This is a genomic window from Vogesella mureinivorans (genome assembly GCF_007644035.1).
Taxonomy (GTDB): Bacteria; Pseudomonadota; Gammaproteobacteria; order Burkholderiales; family Chromobacteriaceae; genus Vogesella; species Vogesella mureinivorans.
Genome location: NZ_VMTV02000003.1, coordinates 40793 through 62939, shown reverse-complemented (window position 1 = coordinate 62939; position 22147 = coordinate 40793). Strand labels below are relative to the sequence as shown.

Below are 22147 nucleotides of genomic sequence, written 5' to 3'. Positions count from 1 at the left end.
TGCGCCAGATCAAGGGGTCAGTGGCTTGATCAGCACTTTCGAGCGGCGGTTGTGGTTGTACAGCTCGCGCCGCACGGCGGGCAGGCTTTCTACTGTAGCAGGCTGGAAGCCGCGTTCGGCAAACCAGTGCGCGGTCTGGGTGGTGAGGATGAAGAGTTTTTTCAGGCCGCACAGCCGGGCTTGCTCTTCGACATATTTCAGCAGGCGGTCGCCAAAACCGGCATTGCGGCGCTCTTGGCTGATGGCCAGGCAGGCCAGCTCGGCCATGCCGTCTTCGTGAAACGGCAGCATGGCCACGCAGCCGTAAATACGCTCGTCGTGCTCCAGTACCGCGTACTGGCGTATCTGCATTTCCAGGTGCTCGCGGCTGCGCTTGATCAGAATGCCTTGCTCCTGCAGCGGGCGGATCAGCGCCAGGATATCGCCCACGTCTTCGATGCTGGCTTCGCGTACTTTTACCAGCGAGTCGCGGGCAATCATGGTGCCGGTGCCAAAGTCGGTGAACAGCTCCACCAGCAGCGCGCCGTCTTCGTTGTGGCTGACCAGGTGCGAGCGCACCACGCCTTCGCGCGTGGCGCGGATGGCGAAGGGCAGGCTGATGCGTACTTCTTCGCTATCGATGCCGCGCTGGAGAATCGCCTCGGCCTGCTCGGCGGCAATGGCGCTGTGCAGCACGCCGTCGGCATCCACCAGACCATCGCTCTGTACCATGAAGATAAGCTTTTCGGCTTTCAGCTCGATAGCGGTCTGGCAGGCCACTTCTTCCATGGTCATGTTGAAGGCTTCGCCTGTGGGCGAGTAGCCGATCAGCGACATCAATACCAGCTCGCCCAGGTCCAGTCGCTTATTGATGGCGGCGGTGTCGATCTTGCGCACGCGGCCGCTGAACTGCATGTCTACGCCATCGATCACACCCAGCGGCTGGGCGGTGACAAAGTTGCCGCCGGCCACCCGCAGGCAGGCGCCGTGCATGGGGGAATTGGGCATGCCCATGGACATGAAGGCTTCCAGGTCGTGGCGCAGGCCGCCTACGGCGGACTTGACCGCTTCCATGGTCAGCGCGTCGGTTACGCGGCGGCCGTGGTGAAACTGGCGCGGGGTGCCACGCAGGCGCAGCTGCTCTTCGATCTGCGGGCGGGCGCCGTGCACCAGCACAATGCGTACCCCCAGGCTGACCAGCAGGTTGATGTCTTGCGCCAGGCCGTACAGGTTACCGCGAGCCAGGCATTCGCCATTGATGGCAATAACAAAAGTCTTGCCGCGAAAATTGTTGATGTAAGGTGCAGCTTCACGGAAAGCCAACACAAAATCGGGATGCAGCATGCACAGCTCCAACAGCAGAGGCCGGAAAAGCGCAAGATTAGCAGGAATGCCGGCAGGCTGATATGGCGGCCGTGTTACACGCTGCCAAGGTTGGCCGCAGGGCTATTTTTCCAGCCGCAGCTCTTCGGGGGTGTCATCGCAGTCGCCATGCGGGTGCTGCTGGTAGATATGCGAAAAAGCTTCGCGCCCTTTGGTGGCGTGGGGTGGGCACTGCAGGTTATCCAGCTGCACTTGTTCGCAGTAGCAAGCTAGCTGGCACTGCAGGCGGTGGATGGGGTGGCGGGCTAGCGTGATGCCGGCTTGTTCCAGATGGTGAACCATCTGTAGCAGCGAGTGCTGCGGCAGGGTGTACAGCAGGGTGAGCTGGCCATCTTGCGGCGAGGCCCGGGTGCGGATGCCGAAGGTGTCAGCCAGCAGGGCCGCGGCGCGGTGGGTATGCGCCGGGTTGGCCAGCCGCAGGGTACGGCATTTGAAATGGTCGCTGGTGTGCATGGCGTACCCCCGCTAGGGCACGCCATGCATGCCCGCTAGTTACCCGCTTTTTTCAGCAGGATTTGCTGTACTTTCAAGACATTCAAGGCTTGATTGAGCTGGGTGTCAACCGGTTTGCTGTCGTCGTCTGCTGCTTTGGCTGCCGCTTTGGCCGCCGGCGTGGCAGGCTTGCCGGCAGCAGGTTTGGCGGCCGGGGCGGCGTCTTCACCTGCCGGGTTGCTCAGGTGTTTTTCCAGATCGGCTTCGCGGATGCGCAGGCTGCTGGCTTCGCTGCCATCTTCGGCAATGATGTCCGGTGTAATGCCTTTGGCCTGAATGGAGCGGCCACTTGGCGTGAAGTAACGCGCCGTGGTGAGCTTGATACCGCCTTCATTGGACAAGGGCAGTACCGACTGCACCGAACCTTTGCCAAAGGTCTGCGTGCCCACGATCAGCGCGCGCTTGTGGTCTTGCAGCGCGCCCGCCACGATTTCGGAAGCCGACGCCGAGCCGCCGTTCACCAGTACCACCAGCGGTACGGTTTTCAGCTCGGCCGGGGCTTTGGCGTAGTAGTCGGCTGCATTGCCACGCATGTAGTGCTTGCTGTTGGCGTACAGGCGCATTTGCGCATCGGCGACGCGGCCTTCGGTGTACACCACCAGCGCGTCTTTGGGCAGGAAGGCGGTAGATACGCCGACCGCGCCGTTCAGCAGACCACCCGGGTCGTCACGCAGGTCCAGCACGATGCCCTTGAGCGGCGTCTTGTTTTCCTTGTACAGGTTGCCTAGTGCCTGGGCGAAGTTCTCTACCGTGTGTTCCTGGAACTGGGCCACCCGCACATAGCCAAAGCCAGGCTCCAGCAGGCGCGATTTCACGCTCTTGGTCTGGATCACGGCACGGGTCAGGGTGAACACCAGTGGTTTGGACTCGGTCTTGCGGGCAATGGTGAGGGTGACTTTGGTGCCCGGCTTGCCGCGCATGCGTTTTACCGCATCATTCAGCGACAGGCCGCGTACCGGGGTGTCGTCGATTTTGACGATCAGGTCACCACTCTTGATGCCGGCTTTCTGTGCCGGTGTGTCTTCGATGGGGGCGACCACTTTTACCAGGCCGTCTTCGGCGCCGATCTCGATACCCAGGCCGCCAAACTCGCCCTGCGTGCCTTCGCGGAATTCCTTGAAGGCCTGCGGATCAAAGTAGTCGGAGTGCGGGTCCAGGCCGGACAGCATGCCCTTGATGGCTTCGTTGATCAGCTTTTTGTCTTCTACCGGCTCAACGTAGTCCTGCTTGATGCGGCCGAAAACTTCGACGAAGGTACGCATCTCGTTCAGCGGCAGCACACTGTCGCTTTTGTCGGCAAAAGCTTGCACGCTGAGGGTGAGCGCGCCGCCTAGCAGTGCACCGGTGGTGAGCAGGGCAATCTTGCGTGTACGTAGTGTGGTCATGGTCCAGTGTCTCGTCTGGCCTAGCGGGCCCAGGATTGTGGATTGATGGGTCTGCCCAGATAGCGCAGCTCGAAGTAAAGGCCGGTTTCGCCGCTTTCCATCGTGCCGCTGGTACCCAGTACGTCACCCGCCTTCACGCCGGCGCCGTTACCACGGGCCATGGCCGAGAAGCCGGTATACACGGTGAGGTAGTTGCCACCGTGGTCGATAATCATGGCGTTGCCAAAGCCGCGCAGCCAGTCAGCATAGACTACTGTGCCATCGGCAACAACGCGCACCGGGGTGCCCGGCGCGGTGCGGATATACAGGCCTTTCCAGCTATTGCCTTCGCCACGTGCGGCACCAAAGCGGCCAGCGATTTCGCCCGATACCGGCAGCTTCATGCGCCCTTGCAGGCTCTTGAAGGCGCGGCCGGATGCGCTACCGTCCACCACCTCATCTACCCGCTCCACGGCGGGCTGCTTGGGCTCTGGCGGCGGTTTCTTGCCTTGCTTCTTGGCTTCGGCTACCTGCTGGCGGCGTTTTTCTGCGGCCAACCTGGCCGCTTCTTGGCGTGCCTTTTTGGCTGCGGCGGCTTTCTTGATGGCTTCCTGACGGCGCCGTTCGATTTCGGCATTAATGCGCGCAATCAGCACCGTCAGTTGTTTTTCGTCTTCTTTCAGCTGCTGCAGGCGGTTTTGCTGGGTGCGGATACTGGCGTCCAGCTGGCTGACCTGCACCTGGCGCTGGTTCTTGGCGGCTTCGATGCGGCGCTTTTGCTGCACCTTTTCGGCCGACATGCGGCCCAGGCGTACCAGCTCGTCTTCCAGGCGCTCGGTAATCGCCTGCAGCTGAATTTCTTGGTCGCGCAGCTTGGCAATCAGTTCCTGCTGCGCGCGCGAAATATGGGTGTAGTAGGTCAGGTCGCGGCTGGCCTGGTTCGGGTCGCCCTGGTTCAGCATCAGGTTCATGGCGTCGTGCTGGCCGCGTTTGTAGGTGCTGGCCAGCAGCTTGCCCACGCGCTGGCGCGTTTCGGCCACTTTCATGCGGATGCCCAACAGCTCGGCCTGGTACTGCTCCAGCTGGCTGCTGGAGTTGCCCTGTTTTTGCTCCAGCGCATTCAGGGCCTCGTGGGTGGCTTCCAGGGCTTCTTCGGACTGGGCAATGGCGCTGGCGGTTTGCTGGCGTGCGGCTTCTTTCTGCGCAATGTCTTGCTGCAGGGTGGTAATGGCTTTGCGCACGCTTTGCAGATCCTGCTGCGGGGCAGCAGGATCCAGCGGCTTGCTGGCAGGGGCCGCGTTCACGGCCCCTGCCAGCAGGGTCAGGCACAGCAGTTTTTTCACTGGAACGCAATCAGCGATTGGCCGGTCATTTCGGCCGGTTGGTCAAGGCCCATCATGGCCAGCAGCGATGGGGCGATATCACGCAGTGCACCGCCATCCTTGATGCTGGCGGCGCGGCCAACGTACAGGAACGGCACTTTTTGCAGGGTGTGCTGGGTGTGCGGCTGGTGGTTGGCGCTATCGAACATCTGCTCGCAGTTGCCGTGGTCGGCGGTGATCAGCACTTCGCCACCGGCTGCCACCATGGCGTCCACGCAGCGTTGCACGCAGCTATCCAGCGCCTCGACTGCTTTCACGGCGGCGGCAAACACACCGGAGTGGCCCACCATGTCGCCGTTGGCGTAGTTGCAGATGATGGCGGCGTACTGGCCGCTTTCGATGGCTGCCACGATCTTGTCGGTCACTTCCGGCGCGTTCATTTCCGGCTGCAGGTCGTAGGTAGCCACTTTGGGCGACGGCACCAGGATGCGGTCTTCGCCCGGGTACACCTGCTCTTCGCCACCGTTGAAGAAGTAGGTCACGTGCGGGTATTTCTCGGTTTCGGCAATGCGCAGCTGTTTCAGCCCCAGGCCGGCCAGGTATTCGCCCAGGCCGTTGCTGATTTTTTGCGGCGCGTAGGCCACCGGGTGTTTGTACGCTTCGCCATAGCTGGTGAGGCTGGTGTACAGCGCAAACTTGGGCTGGCGTACGGCAAAACCGTCGAAGGCCGGGTCGGTCAGCGCGCTGGTGAGCTGGCGGGCGCGGTCGGCACGGAAGTTCATGAACACGGCGACGTCGCCGTCCAGCATCTTCAGCGGCTCGCCAATAACGGTAGGTTTCACGAACTCGTCGTTTTCGTCACGGGCGTAGGCGTCGGCCAGGGCCTGCAGGGCGGTGTCAGCGTGGAATTCGCCTTCACCTTCCACGATGGCGCTGTAGGCACCGGCCATGCGTTCCCAGCGCTTGTCGCGGTCCATGGCCCAGTAGCGGCCGGTGACGCTGGCTACGCGGGCGTGCGGGCAGCTTGCCAGCACATCTTGCAGGCGCTGCAGGTAGATTTCGGCGCTGCGCGGCGGGGTGTCGCGGCCATCCAGGAAGGCATGGACGGCGATGCGGCCAACCCCGGCGGCTTCTGCCGTACGGATCAGCGCAAAAATATGGTTTTCGTGGCTGTGTACGCCGCCGTCGGACTGCAGGCCCATCAGGTGCAGTGTGCTGCCATTGGCCTTGGCTGTGGCGATGGCTTGGGACAGCACCGGGTTGCTGGCAAAGGTGCCGGCTTCGATGTCGCAATCGATGCGGCTGATATCCTGCTGCACGATGCGGCCCGCGCCGATATTGAGGTGGCCGACTTCCGAGTTGCCGAACTGGCCGCCGGGCAGGCCGACATTGTGTTCGGAGGCATCGATGGTGCCGTAGGGGTAACGTGCTTTCAGCGCGTCCCAGTGCGGGGTGTTGGCCGCCAGAATGGCGTTGTCGTCGCCTTCCAGGCGGTGGCCGAAGCCGTCAAGAATCAGCAGTAGAACGGGCGTTACCTTGCTCATATGTCTTCCGTGCGGGCAAATAGCGGGTGGTGCATGCAGGCCAGGCTGCATACCTGTCTGACAAAGATAGTATTGTATCGCGCCTTGCCTGTCAGTGCCGAGCCGCACGGCTGTTGGTAGCCGCCACATTACACGGTGCGGCGGCGGGCGGGTTTAGCGGTTCTTTTTGCGGCGTATATAGAGTGTCTTGTGGACCTTGGCCACCAGCTCGCCCTGGCTGTCCACCACGTCTACTTCCAGCTCGGGCAGGTATTTTTCGCCGCTGGCGGTGGCGCTGCGTACCTCTTCCAGCCAGCCATCGTGCAGCTGGAAGCGCGCCATGACCACGCCTTTGCCCGGCTTCACGTAGTCCACGCGGCCGGCCTTGTCCCACACGATGTAGTCATTGCCCAGGTTTTTCAGCGTCATCAGCATGAAAAACGGGTCGGTCATGGCGTACAGGCTGCCGCCAAAGTGCACGCCCACGTAGTTGCGGTTGGTCAGGCCCAGGCGCAGGCGGACTTCTACCTGTTTCCAGTCTGGCGCAATGCGTGCCACTTTGATGCCGGCGCCCCAGAACGGGGGCCACAAGTTGAATACGGTTTTGGCGAGGCGATGGTTCATGTGTGTGCTGTGAAACGGCTGTTTGAATCATGCCATCGTCGGTAATTTGCCGCGGGGCGTCAAGCACCTGGCCACCGACTAGGTGGCCAGGCTGTGGCTAGAACGGCAGCTCGCTTTGCGTGCCGTGCAGGGGTTCGATGCGCGCCCCGGTGACACCGTCGGCCAGGTGAATCTGTACATGTTCGCCAAACTGCAGCTCGCCTGGCGAGCGCACCACCTGGCCGGCGGCGTTTTGCACGATGGCGTAGCCGCGTGCCAGCACGGCCTCCGGGTTCATGGCCAGCAGGGTGGCCTCCAGCCGGCCCAGTGCCAGCGTGCTGTGCGCCAGGCGCTGGTGAATGGTGGCCTGCAGCGCCTGCGCCTGGTGCTGTAGCCCGGCTTGCTGGCGGCGGATATCGGGCCGCTGCCGCTGCAGGCGGTGTTGCAGGCTGCTGATGCGCCAGTTGCGCTGCTGCAGGCCTTGCTGCAGGCTGCGTTGCAGGCGGGCTTCCAGCTGTTGCAGGCTGGCTTGCTGGCGGCGCAGCTTGTCGCCGGGGTGTTGCAGGCGGCGCGCCAGGTAGTCCAGGCGCTGGGTTTTATCAGTCAGCAGGCGGCCCAGGGCACGCGCCAGGTGGCGGCGTGTCAGGTCTAGCTGCTGCTGCATGGCATCGCGGCTGGGCGAGACCATTTCGGCAGCCGCCGTCGGGGTAGGCGCACGGCGGTCGGCCACGAAGTCGGCAATGGTAAAGTCGGTTTCGTGCCCCACGCCGCTGACCACGGCCAGGGTACTGGCGGCGATGGCGCGGGCTACCGGCTCTTCGTTAAACGCCCACAGGTCTTCGATACTGCCACCGCCACGGCACACGATCAGCACGTCTACCTCGTTGCGGCGGTTGGCCGCAGCGATGGCAGCGGCAATCTGCTGCGCTGCGGTCTGGCCTTGTACCTGGCAGGGGTAGAGCACAACTTCGATGGATGGCATGCGCCGGCGCAGCGTGGTCACCACGTCGCGCAGCGCGGCGGCGGCAGGGGAGGTGACAATCCCCACGCGGCGCGGGTTGGCCGGGATGGCGCGCTTGCGCTGATTGTCGAACAATCCTTCTTTTTCCAGCTGCGCTTTCAGGCGCTCGTACGCCTCGTACAGCCGGCCCAGGCCTGCGGAGCGCATGCTGTCGACGTTGATCTGGTAGTCGCCCCTTGCTTCGTACAAGGTTACCGTCCCGCGCAGCTCTACCTGCATGCCTTCTTGCAGGCGAAAACCCAATGCGGCCAACTTGTTACGGAACATGACGCAGCGCACCTGCGCCCCGGCATCTTTCAGCGAAAAATAGCCATGGCCGGAGGCGGCCAGGGTCAGGTTGGAAATTTCGCCGCCTATCCACATGGGCGGCAAGCCGCTTTCCAGCAGGTCGCGGGCCATACGGTTGAGCGAGCTGACGCTGATGACGTCGTTTTGTGATGCGCCGAAAAACATGCTTGTCAAGTCATCCACAGAGGGGGGTAAAACAAAAACAGGCTGATTGCTTATGCATGCAGCGTGCAGTGGGGTAAATTGAAAAAATCAAAAACCTTTAAAAACAATGGCTTAGTTCTGCCGTGTAATTTGTGTGCAATGTAGCGGCAGGCTTGTTTTTACAAGGGGATAGGCACTTGCTCCGGCTTCATCCACAGAGTTATCCACAGCTTTTGTGGATGCTTGGTAAAAGCCTAGAAAAAATCGACACTTAGCGCCATAACTTGGGACAATGTCTCACCTGCGGTGGTAAGGCAATCGTATTGCGCCCCTGCCGCCTACCCGATAAAGTTTAACGCTTGCTCAATCAAGGGAGAATCCCCTCGTGCTGTCTATCATTGAAGCCGCTGGCTGGCCGATCTGGACCATCATTATCGCTTCCGTTATCTCCCTCACCATTACCATCGAGCGCTTTTACAGCCTGCGCGCCGCGCTGGTGGTGCCCAAAGGGCTGCTGGCGCAAACCCTGCAGCAGCTGCGCCGTGGCGGTGCCAGCCGTGATATGGCCGCCGAGCTGCGCGGGCATTCGCCGCTGGGGCGCCTGCTGGCTGCCGGCCTGCGCCAGGTCAGCGCATCGCGTGAGGTGATGAAAGAGGCCATCGAGGACGAAGGCCGCATTGTGGCACATGAGCTGGAGCGCTACCTCACCACGCTGGGCACTATCGCCGCCATGTCGCCGCTGCTGGGCCTGCTGGGTACCGTGATCGGCATGATCGAGATTTTCGGCTCGCAATCGCCCACCGGCACCGACCCGCGCGTGCTGGCGCATGGTATTTCGGTAGCCTTGTACAACACCGCATTCGGCTTGGTGGTGGCGATCCCCAGCATGATTTTCTACCGCCACTTCCGCGCCCGCGTGGATGATTTTCTGGTGGAAATGGAAGCCCAGGCCGTGCGCCTGGTAGAAGCCATCCACGGCGACCGCCACGGCGACTAGGAGCAGGCATGAACTTTCGACGTCGTGGCCAGCGTGAAGAGCCGGAAATCAACTTTATCCCGCTGATCGACCTGCTGCTGGTGATCCTGATCTTCCTGATGGTCACCACTACCTACTCGCGTTTTTCCGAGCTGCAAGTCAGCCTGCCACAGGCAGAGGGCAAGGCAGAAGAGAAGAAAAGCGCCGAGCTGCGGGTAGAGGTAAGCCGGGCAGGGGACTATCTGGTCAATGGCAGCCGCCCGGCAGACAAGTCGGTGGCTGCGCTCAGTACGCTGCTGAAAACACTGTCTAGCGGCAAGCAGAACCCGGTGGTGATCATCAGTGCCGACGCGCAGGCCACCCACCAGTCGGTGGTGTCGGTGATGGAAGCGGCGCGCTTTGCCGGCCTGTCGCAGCTGACCTTTGCTACCCAGTCGGTGACGCCGTGAACCGGCTGGAGCAACACTGGTACCGCCCTGTCTGGTGGATGACAGCCCTTCTGGCCCTGCCCGAAGGGCTGTTTGCCCTGTTGGCCGCACTGCGCCGGCTGCTGTATCGCTGTGGCCTGAAAACCGTGACCACGCTGCCGGTGCCGGTGGTGATCATCGGCAATATCAACGTGGGCGGCGTGGGCAAGACGCCACTGACCGAAACCCTGCTGCGCGACTTTGCTGCGCTGGGGGTCAAGGCGGGGGTAATCAGCCGCGGTTACGGTGGCAGCCATACCGCCGCCACGCTGGTGTCGGCCCACACACCTGCCAGCCTGGTGGGGGACGAGCCCTTGCTGCTGGCCGCCACTGGCGCACCCGTGGCGGTAGGGCGCGACCGTATCGCGGCCGCACGCCTGCTGCTGCAGCAGCACCCGGACCTGGACCTGATGCTGAGCGACGATGGCCTGCAGCACTATGCCTTGGGCCGGTCGCTGGAAATCGTGGTGCTCGACGGCGAGCGCGGGCTGGGTAACGGCCACCTGTTGCCGGCCGGCCCCTTGCGCGAAGCGCCCTCGCGCCTGCGCAGTGTGGACGCGCTGGTGGTGAATGGCGGCCAGGCGGGCGCATTGGCCTTGCCTGCGGGCGTGCCGGTGTTCCGCCAGACGCTGGCACCCGGTGCGTTCTACCGTGCGGCCAACCCTGCCGACACCCGCCAGGCGCAGGACTTTGCCGCGGAGCGCGTGGTGGCGCTGGCCGGTATCGGTAATCCGCAGCGCTTCTTTGACACCCTGCTGCGCCTGGGCCTGACCTTGCAGCGCAGCATTGCCCTGCCAGACCACCACCCGCTAGCCGCAGCCGACCTGCCGCAAGACGCCGACGCCGTGATTGTGACCGCCAAGGACGCGGTCAAGTTGCAGTGCGTCAATCATGCTAGACTATGGATTCTGCCCGTGGCCGCGCGGCTGGAGCCCGATCTGGCCCCGTGGATACTGTCCCGACTGAAAGAAACAAATGGACGCAAAATTTCTTGAAATTCTGGTTTGCCCGCTGTGCAAAGGCCCGCTGCATCTGGACAAAGCCAAGCAGGAGCTGATCTGCAAAGGCGACCGCCTGGCTTACCCTGTCCGTGACGGCATCCCCATGATGCTGGAAAGCGAAGCCCGCGAGCTGGCACCCGAGGAAGAAGTGCAATGAGCGGTTTCCTGGTGGTGATTCCCGCGCGGCTGTCATCCAGCCGCCTGCCGGAAAAACCGCTAGCCGATATCGGCGGTAAACCGATGGTGGTGCGTGTCGCCGAGCGTGCCGCGCAGTCTGCCGCCAGCCGCGTGATCGTAGCCACAGACCACCCGCGCATTGTGGACGCTTGCCGCGCACACGGCGTGGAGGTGGTGCTGACCCGTGCCGACCACCCCAGCGGTACCGACCGCCTGGCCGAAGTAGCCAGCCTGCTGGCGCTGCCAGACAATGCCGTAGTGGTAAACGTGCAGGGCGACGAGCCGCTGATTGACCCGGCGCTGATCGATGCCCTGGCCGCACAAATGCAGGATGGCGCGCTGCCTATGGCTACGCTGGCGCACGCCATCCACAGTGCAGAAGACATGTTCAACCCGAACGTGGTGAAGGTTGTGGTGAACAAGCAGGGGCGGGCGCTGTATTTCAGCCGTGCCGCCATCCCGTTTGCCCGCGACGCCTTCGCAGCCGACCGCAGCACCCTGCCGGCCGGCTTGCCGGTGTACCGCCACATCGGCATGTACGCCTACCGTGCCAGCCTGCTGCATACCTACAGCCAGCTGGCCCCCGCGCCGCTGGAGCAGTTCGAGGCGCTGGAACAGCTACGCATGCTGTGGCACGGTTTTGACATTGCGGTTGAATGTGTGGCCGACGCGCCGCCAGCCGGCGTGGATACGCCGGAAGACCTGGCCCGCGTGCGAGCCATCGTTGCGGCCAACCTTTCCGAATAACACAACAAGTGAATGATGGGAGTAAACGATGAAGTTGATTCTGTTGGGCGCTCCGGGCGCTGGTAAAGGCACCCAGGCAAACTACATCAAGGAAAAGTTTGGTATTCCGCAAATCTCCACCGGCGACATGCTGCGCGCAGCCGTCAAAGCCGGCACCCCGCTGGGTGTGGAAGCGAAACAGATCATGGATGCAGGCGGTCTGGTACGCGACGACATCATCATCGGTCTGGTGAAGGAGCGTATTGCCCAGGCGGATTGCGCAAACGGTTTCCTGTTTGACGGTTTCCCGCGCACCATCCCGCAAGCTGAAGCCATGAAAGAAGCCGGCGTGGATATCGACTACGTCGTCGAAATCGACGTGCCGGACGAAAACATCATCGACCGCATGTCCGGCCGCCGCGTACACGTGGCTTCCGGCCGTACCTACCACGTGAAATACAACCCGCCAAAAGCGGAAGGCGTGGACGACGAAACCGGCGAGCCGCTGGTACAGCGTGACGATGACAAGGCCGACACCGTGAAAAAACGCCTGGACGTTTATCACGAGCAGACCGAAGTGCTGGTAGGTTTCTACTCGCAAATGGCTGCCTCCGGCGATGCCAAGGCACCGAAGTACGTGAAGATCGACGGTACCCAGGCAGTAGAGTCGGTACGCGATACCGTACTGGCGGCACTGGGCGCCTGATCGCGCGCATGGCCACAAAAAAAGGCGGGGTTATCCCCGCCTTTTTTCATGTCTGTCCCCCGCTTAGCTGTTTTCCAGCGGCCCCAGTAACGGCGCGGGCAGGCGCCTTTCATTGACCAGCTGCAGCAAGGCGTTGACCACATGCGGGTCGAACTGCGTATTGGCGCGGCCGGCGATGTAGTCCAGTACTTCTTGCAGTGGCCAGGGCTCCTTGTACGGGCGCTTGTGCAGCAGCGCATCAAACACATCCACCACGGCCACGATACGGGCCGATAGCGGAATCGCCTGCCCCTGCAGCTGGTGCGGGTAGCCGCTACCATCAAAATACTCGTGGTGCCCGCCGGCAATATCGGCGCCCATGGACAGGTAGCTCAGCCCCTCTACCATGGTGCTGGCCTTGCGCAGGATATTGGCACCAATGGTGGCGTGCTGCTCCATGATGCGGCGCTCTTCCGGGTCCAGCCGGCCTGGCTTGAACAGGATATGGTCGGGTGTGCCGACCTTGCCCACATCGTGCAGGATACTGGCCATGCCTATCATGTCCATGAAGCGGGGCGTGAGGTCGTCTTCGTATACCCCCATGCGTTGCAGCTCGGCGGCAATGGCATCGCTTAGCAGCTGCACGCGCAGCACGTGTTCGCCGGTGTCGGTATCGCGGAATTCGGCCAGGTCGGCCAGCGCCACCACGGTGGCCTCTTGCGAGCTGATCAGCTGCGAATACAGGTACAGGTTGTCGTACGCCGATGAAATGCGCTGGCAGTACACCTCCAGCAGGCTGCGCTCTACGTCCTCCAACGGCCACGGTGGCGAAAAGTGCACCACGAATTCACGGCCGTTTTGCGGCGAGATGTACAGGATGTCCAGCGGGTGGCGGTAAACATTGTTCTTGCCGCCCAGGGCTTCCTGGATGGCGGTGTGCAGCTCGGGAAACTGCTGGGCGATGGCACTATCGTTTTTATTCAGCAGGGATTCGAATGCGCCGGTCGCCGCCAGCACTTCCAGCTCTGGTCTGCCGGTGTAGTGGGTGTTTTCCATGCACAGTACGCCGTCTGTGCCTACGTCCAGAATCGCGCTGATCTGCTTGAGCACGCCGGAGGCAAACTCCTTGAGCGAGCGCAGCCGGTACAGGTCGCTGGCGCCTTCCAGGATCTTGGACAAGCCCTGGCGGTTTTTCTCGATAGCCACCAGGTTTTCGTAGGCGCGCAGCGAGGCAATCACAGTGGTAAACAGCTTTTGTACCGTCAGCTCGGTTTTGGTTTTGTAGTCGTTGATATCGTAGTTCAGGATCACTTCCTGCTCGGGCGCCTGGCCAGGCTGGCCGGTACGCAGCACGATACGCGATACGGTATTGCCAAGCTCGTGGCGGATGCGCTCTACCAGGCGCAGGCCCGCATCGTCGGTTTCCATCACCACATCCAGCAGTATCAGTGCAATATCCTGATGCTGTTGCAGGATACGGTAGCCTTCCGCCGCGCTGTAGGCGCTCAGCAGGGCCAGCGGGCGGTCTTTGTAGCGCAGGTCCTTGATGGCTAGCCGGGTGGCGCTGTGGACGTCTTTTTCATCATCGATGATCAGTACATTCCAGGGGCGGCGCTGCGGGGTATCCGGTAGCGGGGTGTCCTGGTCGTCCAGCAGCCAGTCGTTGTTGTCGGTGAGCTCGCTCATACTGGTTCCTTACGCTTGTTGTTCTGGTGCCACGCAGGGCAGGGTCAATGTAAAGCGGGTCCCCTCACCCACCATGCTGTCCACATTGATATTGCCCCCCAGGCGCTTGAAGACGATGTTGAAAACAATGTGCAAACCCAGCCCGCTACCGCCATTGCCACGTTTGGTGGTGAAGAACGGTTCAAAGATGCGCTCCAGGTTTTCTTTTGGTATGCCCTTGCCATCGTCACTGACGACCAGCCGTAATTTTTGTCGCGATAGTGCATCGGCCTTGATCAGGATGGTGCCTTCCTGTTCTTCATCATAGGCATGCAGCAGGGCATTCATCACCAAGTTTGTTACCACTTGCGACAGGGCACCGGGGTAGCTATCCATCTCCAGCCCTGCCGGGCAGTCGATTTCCACCTGGGTATGCGTGCGCCGCAGCTTGGGCCGCAGGCTGGTAATGACCTCGTGCAGGTACTCGTTCAGGTCAAACGTACGGCGTGCCTCGCTGGTCTGGTCTACTGCCACCTGTTTGAAGCTATGGATCAGGTTGGCCGCACGTTCGGCATTGCTCAGTATCAGCGCCGACGACTCTTCGGCCGTGTGCAGGTAGTCTTGCAGATCGCTTTTCTTGATCTGCCCGCTGGAAAACTGGCTGACGATTTGCTGCGTCGATAGCGACAGGTGCGATGCGGCGGTCAGGCTAATGCCCACCGGGGTGTTGATTTCATGCGCCACCCCGGCCACCAGCCCGCCAAGCGAGGCCAGCTTTTCGGTGCGGATCAGCGTGTCCTGGGTTTCCAGCAGCTGCTGGTAGGCGCCTTCGGCGCGCTCTTTTTCTTCCAGCGCGCACGATTCGGCATTGCGGCGGCGTACCAGCTCGTTACTCACTTTCTGGGTGATGGCATTGACCCCGTGCGCCAGCTCGGAAAACTCGGAAAACCGTGCCTCGGGCAGCTGGGTGCTTTCATTGCTTTCCAGCTGCGATGCCCGCAGGAGGGCAGCGTGCAGTTCTTTGATGGGGGAGAACACATAGCTGCGCAGCAGCAGTACCAGGATGATGGACAAGCTCACGGCCACCAGCAGCGCCTGCATGCCCTGGCGCAATACTTCGTTTTCCAGGCGGTTGTCGATGCGCGCCCGCGACAGGTAAACGGTGATGGTGCCCAGGTTGTCACGCTGCTGGTACAGCACCGGGAGCACCAGCGTTTCGTCACTCTTGATCTGATCGTCTTTTTTCAGGTTTACCACGCGGCCATCGGGCAGGTTCTGGCGGCCAAGGTACAGGCCGGCATCGCCTTCTACCCGCATGCCTACCACGGCAGCAGATTCCAGCTCGGCATCCAGTGTCAGGCGGATGAACTCGTCATCCAGCTGCCACACCCCGTGCGGTAGCGACAGGGCCAGGCGCTGCTTCAGGCCGTCTTTCAGCGCCAGGTAGTCTTGCTCTTCCTGCGCCTGCGTGCTGCGATAAGATGCCAGCCCGGTTGCGCCCAGCACCAGTAGCAGGGCAAACAGGATCCAGATCAGCAGTCTTGCCTTGATGCTATGCATGGCAGCGTTCCATTCATCGGGTGTCTATTTCATATTACGCCACGCTTTTATAGCTTTTATGCAGAATATGGCGAGCCAGACCAAGTGTTCTTGTCTGCGTGTCCAAAATGCTGCAATGGCAATGCGGCCAACATGGTATTGAAATTGCCGCGAGCAGCCCTATCTAGTGTCTACCGTTGTTAACCTCACAGACAGACACTATGAGCGCACAGAAAGAAACCCTGGGTTTTCAGACCGAAGTCAAACAGCTTTTGAAGCTGATGATCCACTCCCTGTACTCCAACAAGGAGATCTTCCTGCGTGAGCTGGTATCCAACGCCAGCGACGCCGCTGACAAGCTGCGTTTCGAGGGCCTGAATAATGCGGCCCTGTTCGAGAGCGACCCCGATCTGAAAATCCGCATCAGTGTGGATAGCGATGCCAAGACCATCACCATTGCCGACAACGGCATCGGCATGAGCCGTGACGAGGTGATTGCCAACATCGGCACCATCGCCAAATCCGGCACCAAAGCCTTTTTCGAGCAGCTGTCCGGCGACGCCAAAAAAGACGCCAACCTGATCGGCCAGTTTGGCGTGGGCTTCTACTCCGCCTTTATCGTGGCCGACAAGGTCACACTGACCACCCGCCGTGCCGGTGCTGCCGCCAGCGAAGGCGTGCGCTGGGAATCGGCCGGTGAAGGCGACTTCACCCTGGAGCAGGTAGACAAAGCCGGCCGCGGCACCGAAATCGTGCTGTACCTGAAAGACGGCAACGAAGACTTCCTCAACGACTGGTCGCTCAAGCGCATCGTGCGCACCTACTCCGACCACATCTCGATTCCTATCGAGATGAAAAAGGGCAACAGCTACGGCGAAAACGGCGAAGTCATCGTCAGCGACGACTTTGAAACCGTCAACGAAGCCTCCGCGCTGTGGGCCCGCAGCAAGAACGACATTACCGAAGAGCAGTACAAAGAGTTCTACAAACACGTTGCCCACGACTTTACCGACCCGCTGGCCTGGAGCCACGCCCGCGTAGAAGGCCGCCAGGAGTACACCGAGCTGCTGTACATCCCGTCGCGCGCGCCGTTCGACATGTGGGACCGCGACCGCAAGCAAGGCGTGAAACTGTACGTGCGCCGCGTGTTCATCATGGAAGACAGCAACAAGCTGATGCCGCAGTACCTGCGCTTTGTACGTGGCGTCATCGACAGCAACGACCTGCCGCTGAACGTATCGCGTGAAATCCTGCAGGAATCCAAAGACATCGACGCCATCCGCGCCGGCTGCGTGAAGAAAGTACTGGGCCTGCTGGACGACCTGGCGGCCAACCAGCCAGAGAAATACGCCGACTTCTGGAAAGAATTCGGCCAGGTGCTGAAAGAAGGCGTGGGCGAAGACTTTGGCAACAAAGACCGCATCGCCAAGCTGCTGCGCTTTGTGTCTACCGCCAGCGAAGGCGATGTGCCTGCCGTGTCGCTGGCCGACTACGCCTCCCGCATGAAGGAAGGCCAGGACAAGATCTACTTCATCACCGCCGACACCCTGTCTGCTGCGCGCAATAGCCCGCATCTGGAAGTGTTCAAGAAGAAGGGCGTGGAAGTGCTGCTGCTGACCGACCGCGTGGACGAGTGGGTGACCGGCTCGCTCACCGAGTTCGACGGCAAGAAGCTGCAGTCTGTGGCCAAAGGTGCGCTGGACCTGGGTGCGCTGGAAGACGACGCCGACAAAGAAGCGCAGAAGCAAGTGGAAGAAGCCGCCAAGCCGGTGGTGGAGCTGGTACAGAAAGCGCTGGGCCAGCGCGTGAAAGACGTGCGCGCCACCGCCCGCCTGACCGACAGCCCGGCCTGCCTGGTGGTAGGCGAGCAGGACATGAGCGCCCACCTGGAGCGCATGCTCAAAGCCGCCGGCCAGCCGGTGCCGGAAGGTGCCAAGCCCACGCTGGAAATCAACCCGGAGCACGTGCTGGTAAAACGCCTGGCCGCCGAGTCTGACGACGGCCGCCGCGAAGACCTGGCCAATGTGCTGTACGACCAGGCGCTGCTGGCCGAAGGCGGCAAGCTGGAAGACCCGGCAGCCTTCGTTAAACGCATCAACAAGCTGATGCTGGAGCTGTCGGCCTGAGTGTAACAGTTGGCCGCAAGCCGCCCGGTTGGGCGGCTTTTTGTTTTTGGGGGCACCCATAACGCGCACGGTGCGCCAAGCGGCATCCGGCCTGTTTTACGGATTTGTGGTGGTTTTCATGGTCAAAGCCTGCTGTGCTTTGGTACTGTTACGGCCATGAAAATTACCCGCCACCTCCCCAAAGACGAGATCAAGGCGCTGCCGCCGTTTGCCGGTTTGCCGCTGTCGCAGATTACCCTGGTGCAGGACGAAGCCGGCTTGCTGGCCGCCGTTGCCGCCCTGCAGGCGCACGACGTACTGGGTTTTGATACCGAGTCGCGGCCAACCTTTCACAAGGGCCAGAAGCCTACCGGGCCGCACTTGGTGCAGCTGGCTAGCGCCGACCATGGCTGGCTGTTTCCGCTGGGCGAAGGCCCGATGCCGGCACCGTTGGCCGCACTGCTGTCGCGCCCCGGCCTGACGCTGGCCGGCTTTGACCTGAGCTCGGACCGCGCCCACCTGAAAAACCGCTTTGGCGTCACCGACCTGAACCTGCTGGACCTGGGCAACCTGTTCCAGTGCGAGGACAAGCGCCTGACCATTGGCGCTGTGCAGGCGGTAGCCCAGCTGTTTGGCCAGTACTTTCGCAAATCCAAAAAACAATCCACGTCCAACTGGTCGCTGAGCGCGCTATCCGAGGCGCAGCAGCTGTATGCGGCCAACGATGCCTGGGTGGCCTGGCGCGTGTGGCAGGCGCTACAGGGTACTTGACCTGCCGTGGTGCTGTGTTAGTCTGCCCGTCCCGCGCGTGGCACGGGCTTGACCCCTGATCTTCCTGAGTATTTTCATGCTGTTTGAGCAACCCTGCGCCATCGTGGATCTGGAAACCACCGGTGGCCATATCACCCGCGACCGTGTCACCGAGGTGGGCGTCATTCTGGTGGATGGCGAGCACGTGGAGCGCTTTGACTTTCTGGTGAACCCCGGGCAAAGCATTCCGGCCTTCATCGAACAGATGACCGGCATCAGCAACGACATGGTGGCCAGCGCGCCGCCGTTTGCCGATATCGCCCCGGCGCTGCTGGAAAAGCTGCAAGGCCGGCTGTTCATTGCCCATAACGTGCGCTTTGACTACGGCTTTCTGAAGAACGAGTTCAAGCGGGTAGGGCTGAGCTTTCGCAGCGATGTGCTGTGTACCGTCAAGCTGTCGCGCCGCCTTTATCCACAACACTACAAGCACAACCTGGACAGCATCATCGCCCGCCACGGCATTGTGCTGGCCGAGCGCCACCGTGCGCTGGCCGACGCCGAGGCGGTGTACCAGTTTCTGCGCCAGAGCACGGCCAGCCTGGGCCAGAGTGTGGTGGAAGACGCCGCGCGCGAGCTGATGGCGCTGCCGTCGGTACCGCCGGGGCTGGACCCGGAGGTGGTGGACAACCTGCCCGACGTGCCGGGCGTGTATCTGTTCTACGACGAAAAACGCTTGCCGCTCTACGTGGGCAAAAGCGTCAACCTGCGCACGCGCGTGCTGTCGCACTTTAGCGGCGACCATCGCCAGCACAAGGAAATGCGCATCAGCCAGGAAATCCGCCACGTAGAGTGGGTGGAAACCATCGGCGAGTTTGGCGCGCTGCTGCTGGAGCTGCAGCTGATCAAGCAGAAAAAGCCGCTGCACAACCAGCGTGGCCGGCTGGAGCAAGAGCTGTGTACCTTGCAGCTGGCCGAGGGCGCGGACGGCTTTTTGCTGCCGCGCATCGTGTACGCGCGCGATGTGGACTTTGCCCGCCTGGATACCATCTATGGCTTGTTCCGCACGCAGAAAGAGGCCAAGAAGGCGCTAGGCGAGCTGTGCGAGGCCAATGGCCTGTGCCAGACCTGCCTGCAGCTGGAAAAGCGCGGGGCGCGCAAGGGCGCCTGCTTTGCCTACCAGATCGGCCGCTGCAAGGGGGCGTGCATCGGGCGGGAGGACGCGGCCAACCACAATACCCGTCTGCTGCATGCGCTGGCGAAGGTCAAGCTGAAGAGCTGGCCCTACGCGGGCATGATTGCGGTGCGCGAAACCGACCCGGTAAGCGGCGAGTGGGAAGAGCACCTGTTCGAACGCTGGTGTTACCTGGGCAGCCGCCGCAGCGAACAGGCCGCCCCGCAGGGGACGCCGCGCTTTGATGTGGATACCTACAAGCTGCTGGCTGCCTTCATCAAAAAGCCCATGGAGAACACCGCGCTGCGCGAGCTGGCTTGAGCTGGCGGGCAGTCACAAGACAAACGCCACCGTAAAGGTGGCGTTTTGCATGGCTTGGTGGCGCAGCGCTTAGTCGTTGATACTGGCCAGGCTGCGCAGGCGGGCTTCGATCAGGCGCGGGTTTTCACCGTTGGCAATGGCGACGACCCCTTCCATCACCAGCTCTTTGCCGGTGCTTTCCAGCCGGATCAAGTGCTTGAGCTTGGTGGCCATGGGCAGGAACAGCAGGTTGGCCGCCCCCACGCCGTACACGGTCGCCACAAAGGCCACGGCAATGCCGCCGCCCAGCTTGGCGGGGTCGGACAGGTTTTCCATCACGTGAATCAGGCCCAGTACCGCGCCCAGGATACCCATGGTGGGCGAGTAGCCGCCGGCCGATTCCCAGATCTTGGCGGCCTGCTTGCGGCCGTGCTCGTGGCTGTCGATTTCGCTTTCCAGTACCTCGCGAATGCTTTGCGGCTCGCCGCCGTCCACCAGCATTTGCAGGGCTTTCTTGATGAACGGGTCTTTCTGGCTGTTGACGAAGCTTTCCAGCGCCAGCAGGCCACCGCGGCGGCTGGTCTGGCTCCAGTTCACGATTTCGCGGATTTGCTTGTCGTATTCGAATGGTGGCGGGCTGAATACCCAGCGCGCCATGCGCATACCGGTGACAAACTGCTTGGGCGTGCTTTGCAGCATGACGGCACTGGCGGTGCCGCCAATCACGATAAGAAACGCCGTGAGCTGCAGCAGGGAGCCCAGGTGGCCGCCTTCCAGCGCCTGGCCAGCCAGGATGGCGGTAAGCCCGCCCAGCACAGCGACAATACTGATCTTGTCCAAGTTTGGCTTTCGTTAAGGTTCAGGTCCACTCGCGCAGGCGGCTGCGCAGGCGGGTAATGGCCTGGCTGTGCAGCTGGCACACGCGCGATTCGGAAACGCCCAGTACGGCGCCGATTTCTTTCAGGTTCAGCTCTTGCTCGTAGTACAGGCTCATCACCAGCTGGTCGCGCTCTGGCAGCAGCTTGATGGCATCGACCAGCGCGTTGCGAAAGGCATCGTCGCTGAGTACGGCCGAGGGCTCGACGCCGTGTTCGTCGGCAATATTGTCGATGCTGTGCGTGGCGTTGCCTTCGTCGTCCTGAAAGTCTTCAAAGTGCACCACGCCAATGCCGCGACATTCGCCCAGCATGGCCTGGTATTCGTCCAGCGGCAGCTGCATGTGCTCGGCGATTTCGCTTTCGATGGGCGAGCGGCCCAGCTGCTGTTCCAGCTTGTGGATGGCGTCTTCGATCTGGCGGCTGTTGCGGCGGGTCTGGCGCGGCATCCAGTCTTCGCGGCGCAGCTCGTCCAGCATGGCGCCGCGGATGCGCTGGCTGGCAAAGGTTTCAAACTGCACGCCCTGGGCCGGGTCAAACTGTTTGGCCGCTTCCATCAGGCCGATCACGCCTACCTGGATCAGGTCGTTGATATCCACGCTGGCGGGCAGGCGGGCTACCAGCATGCTGGCCAGCTTTTTGACCAGCGGGGTGTATTGTTCGATCTGTATGGCCGGGCGGGTATCCGCCGCTTGGGCGTAGGCCCGCATTTTGTGGTGAGCTGCCATGTCAGGACCCTGTCAAGTCTGCAAGCGATTTGGTTGTCATGAGTAGGTGCTCCAGATAGCTGCTGCGTGGCGCGCTCTGGTCGGGCGCGTGCCAGCGCGGCAGCATGTCGGCCAGCTGGTTATAGGCCAGCGCGGCTTCGCATTCGGCAAAGGCTTCTACGGTGGGGCGGCGCAGGGTCTGGCTTTTGCGCACGGTACTGTCGGCCGGGACAAAGCCTACCCAGCGTAGCGCTACCGACAGGTAGTCACCGGCCACGCTGTTGAGGCGGTTGAACACGGCCTGGGCTTCTTCAAAGTCTTGTGCATGGTTGACCAGCACATTGAACCGGCGCCGCGCGTAGTCTGCGGCCAACCTTTTCAGGCTGGCGTAGCCCTGGGTAAGGCTGTCGGCATCGGGGCTCAGTACCAGCACCAGATTATCGGCGATACAGGCGGGGGCCGGGTCGTCGCCGATATTGGGGCAGTCGATCAGCAGCACGCTGCTGTCGGCTTCTACCGAGGCAAACTCGTGTGCCAGCCGCCGCCATAGCCGTGGCGACAGGCGCGTGCGTTCTTCGCTGCTGGCGGCCAGGTTGATCAGGTTCAGCCCGTAGCGGTTGGCCACCATCAGCTCGTTGATGCCGCCCAGGCTAATGGCCAGGCTGGCAAAGGTACCGGTGGCGGGCAGGCCCAGGCGGCGTGCCTGCTGGTGGCCCGGCTGGTGTTCTATCAGCAGCGGGCGGCCACCGCGCAGGGCCAGGCTGGCGGCCAGCTCGCCCACCAGGGTGCTCACGCCGCTGCCTTCGCCGCCGATAAAGGCAAAGCTGGGCGGGTAGTCGGCTTGGGCACGCTGCAGACGCAGGCTGGAGGCTTGATCGCTCATG

21 protein-coding genes are annotated in these 22147 nt (G+C 62.0%); 9 read left to right on the top strand and 12 right to left on the bottom strand.

Features of this window, described 5'->3' with window-relative positions; genetic code table 11:
• Positions 1 to 9: 9 nt before the first annotated feature.
• The 7 genes from argA to xseA form a co-directional block, all read right to left on the bottom strand.
• Entirely contained in the window at positions 10 to 1323 is a 1314-nt protein-coding gene (gene argA, locus FLQ44_RS00295) for an amino-acid N-acetyltransferase (RefSeq protein ID WP_147692557.1), read from the bottom strand.
• A 102-nt stretch (positions 1324 to 1425) separates the two neighbouring features.
• A complete protein-coding gene (locus tag FLQ44_RS00290) occupies positions 1426 to 1815 on the bottom strand; it encodes a hypothetical protein (RefSeq protein WP_147692556.1) in 390 nt (129 codons plus the stop codon).
• A gap of 35 nt (positions 1816 to 1850) precedes the next feature.
• Complete coding sequence (locus tag FLQ44_RS00285; RefSeq protein ID WP_147692555.1) at positions 1851 to 3239, bottom strand: S41 family peptidase; 1389 nt, start codon at positions 3237 to 3239, stop codon at positions 1851 to 1853.
• Positions 3240 to 3259: 20 nt separating this feature from the next.
• Complete coding sequence (locus FLQ44_RS00280; RefSeq protein WP_147692554.1) at positions 3260 to 4561, bottom strand: murein hydrolase activator EnvC family protein; 1302 nt, start codon at positions 4559 to 4561, stop codon at positions 3260 to 3262.
• Positions 4558 to 6084 (bottom strand): 2,3-bisphosphoglycerate-independent phosphoglycerate mutase, encoded by a 1527-nt coding sequence (gene gpmI, locus FLQ44_RS00275; protein ID WP_147692553.1) that lies wholly within the window; start codon positions 6082 to 6084, stop codon positions 4558 to 4560. The genes FLQ44_RS00280 and gpmI overlap by 4 nt, the downstream gene beginning before the upstream one ends.
• Before the next feature lie 153 nt (positions 6085 to 6237).
• Positions 6238 to 6687 (bottom strand): DUF4442 domain-containing protein, encoded by a 450-nt coding sequence (locus FLQ44_RS00270; protein ID WP_147692552.1) that lies wholly within the window; start codon positions 6685 to 6687, stop codon positions 6238 to 6240.
• A 97-nt stretch (positions 6688 to 6784) separates the two neighbouring features.
• Positions 6785 to 8140, bottom strand: a complete 1356-nt coding sequence (xseA, locus tag FLQ44_RS00265; protein WP_147692551.1) for an exodeoxyribonuclease VII large subunit — start codon at positions 8138 to 8140, stop codon at positions 6785 to 6787.
• A gap of 364 nt (positions 8141 to 8504) precedes the next feature.
• Here xseA and FLQ44_RS00260 point away from each other — a divergent pair, with 364 nt between their 5' ends.
• Genes FLQ44_RS00260 through adk form a run of 6 tightly spaced genes read left to right on the top strand, consistent with a single transcriptional unit; the run spans position 8505 to position 12172 of the window.
• Positions 8505 to 9116 (top strand): MotA/TolQ/ExbB proton channel family protein, encoded by a 612-nt coding sequence (locus tag FLQ44_RS00260; protein WP_147684483.1) that lies wholly within the window; start codon positions 8505 to 8507, stop codon positions 9114 to 9116.
• Between the two features lie 8 nt (positions 9117 to 9124).
• The gene (locus FLQ44_RS00255) at positions 9125 to 9544 is read left to right on the top strand and encodes an ExbD/TolR family protein (protein ID WP_147692550.1); all 420 of its coding nucleotides are present in this window, start codon (positions 9125 to 9127) and stop codon (positions 9542 to 9544) included.
• A 38-nt stretch (positions 9545 to 9582) separates the two neighbouring features.
• Positions 9583 to 10557, top strand: coding sequence for a tetraacyldisaccharide 4'-kinase (gene lpxK / locus FLQ44_RS00250; protein WP_240801138.1), 975 nt, complete (start codon positions 9583 to 9585; stop codon positions 10555 to 10557).
• Positions 10538 to 10720: a Trm112 family protein gene (locus tag FLQ44_RS00245; RefSeq protein WP_147692548.1), complete on the top strand. Its 183-nt coding sequence runs from the start codon at positions 10538 to 10540 to the stop codon at positions 10718 to 10720. The genes lpxK and FLQ44_RS00245 overlap by 20 nt, the downstream gene beginning before the upstream one ends.
• Positions 10717 to 11487: a 3-deoxy-manno-octulosonate cytidylyltransferase gene (gene kdsB, locus FLQ44_RS00240; RefSeq protein ID WP_147692547.1), complete on the top strand. Its 771-nt coding sequence runs from the start codon at positions 10717 to 10719 to the stop codon at positions 11485 to 11487. Before FLQ44_RS00245 ends, kdsB begins: the two co-directional genes overlap by 4 nt.
• A gap of 28 nt (positions 11488 to 11515) precedes the next feature.
• Positions 11516 to 12172 (top strand): adenylate kinase, encoded by a 657-nt coding sequence (gene adk / locus FLQ44_RS00235; RefSeq protein ID WP_147692546.1) that lies wholly within the window; start codon positions 11516 to 11518, stop codon positions 12170 to 12172.
• Between the two features lie 63 nt (positions 12173 to 12235).
• On the opposite strand, the gene FLQ44_RS00230 is transcribed toward adk, so the two are convergent.
• Complete coding sequence (locus tag FLQ44_RS00230; RefSeq protein ID WP_147692545.1) at positions 12236 to 13837, bottom strand: DUF3369 domain-containing protein; 1602 nt, start codon at positions 13835 to 13837, stop codon at positions 12236 to 12238.
• Positions 13838 to 13846: 9 nt separating this feature from the next.
• Positions 13847 to 15376: a sensor histidine kinase gene (locus FLQ44_RS00225; RefSeq protein WP_147692544.1), complete on the bottom strand. Its 1530-nt coding sequence runs from the start codon at positions 15374 to 15376 to the stop codon at positions 13847 to 13849.
• A 200-nt stretch (positions 15377 to 15576) separates the two neighbouring features.
• On the opposite strand from FLQ44_RS00225, the gene htpG reads away from it, so the two are divergent.
• The 3 genes from htpG (at position 15577) to FLQ44_RS00210 (ending at position 19702) form a co-directional block, all read left to right on the top strand.
• On the top strand, positions 15577 to 17481 hold the full coding sequence (htpG, locus tag FLQ44_RS00220) for a molecular chaperone HtpG (protein WP_147692543.1): 1905 nt from the start codon (positions 15577 to 15579) through the stop codon (positions 17479 to 17481).
• Positions 17482 to 17637: 156 nt separating this feature from the next.
• Complete coding sequence (locus FLQ44_RS00215; protein ID WP_147692542.1) at positions 17638 to 18231, top strand: 3'-5' exonuclease; 594 nt, start codon at positions 17638 to 17640, stop codon at positions 18229 to 18231.
• Positions 18232 to 18307: 76 nt separating this feature from the next.
• A complete protein-coding gene (locus tag FLQ44_RS00210; protein ID WP_147692541.1) occupies positions 18308 to 19702 on the top strand; it encodes an exonuclease domain-containing protein in 1395 nt (464 codons plus the stop codon).
• Between the two features lie 69 nt (positions 19703 to 19771).
• Here FLQ44_RS00210 and FLQ44_RS00205 read toward each other — a convergent pair whose 3' ends face one another.
• The 3 genes from FLQ44_RS00205 to FLQ44_RS00195 are packed head-to-tail and all read right to left on the bottom strand — an operon-like array spanning position 19772 to position 22146.
• Positions 19772 to 20521: a flagellar motor protein gene (locus FLQ44_RS00205; protein ID WP_147692540.1), complete on the bottom strand. Its 750-nt coding sequence runs from the start codon at positions 20519 to 20521 to the stop codon at positions 19772 to 19774.
• A 19-nt stretch (positions 20522 to 20540) separates the two neighbouring features.
• Positions 20541 to 21284 (bottom strand): RNA polymerase sigma factor FliA, encoded by a 744-nt coding sequence (locus FLQ44_RS00200; protein WP_276607813.1) that lies wholly within the window; start codon positions 21282 to 21284, stop codon positions 20541 to 20543.
• Position 21285: 1 nt separating this feature from the next.
• Positions 21286 to 22146: a MinD/ParA family ATP-binding protein gene (locus FLQ44_RS00195; RefSeq protein WP_147692539.1), complete on the bottom strand. Its 861-nt coding sequence runs from the start codon at positions 22144 to 22146 to the stop codon at positions 21286 to 21288.
• Position 22147: the final 1 nt, after the last annotated feature.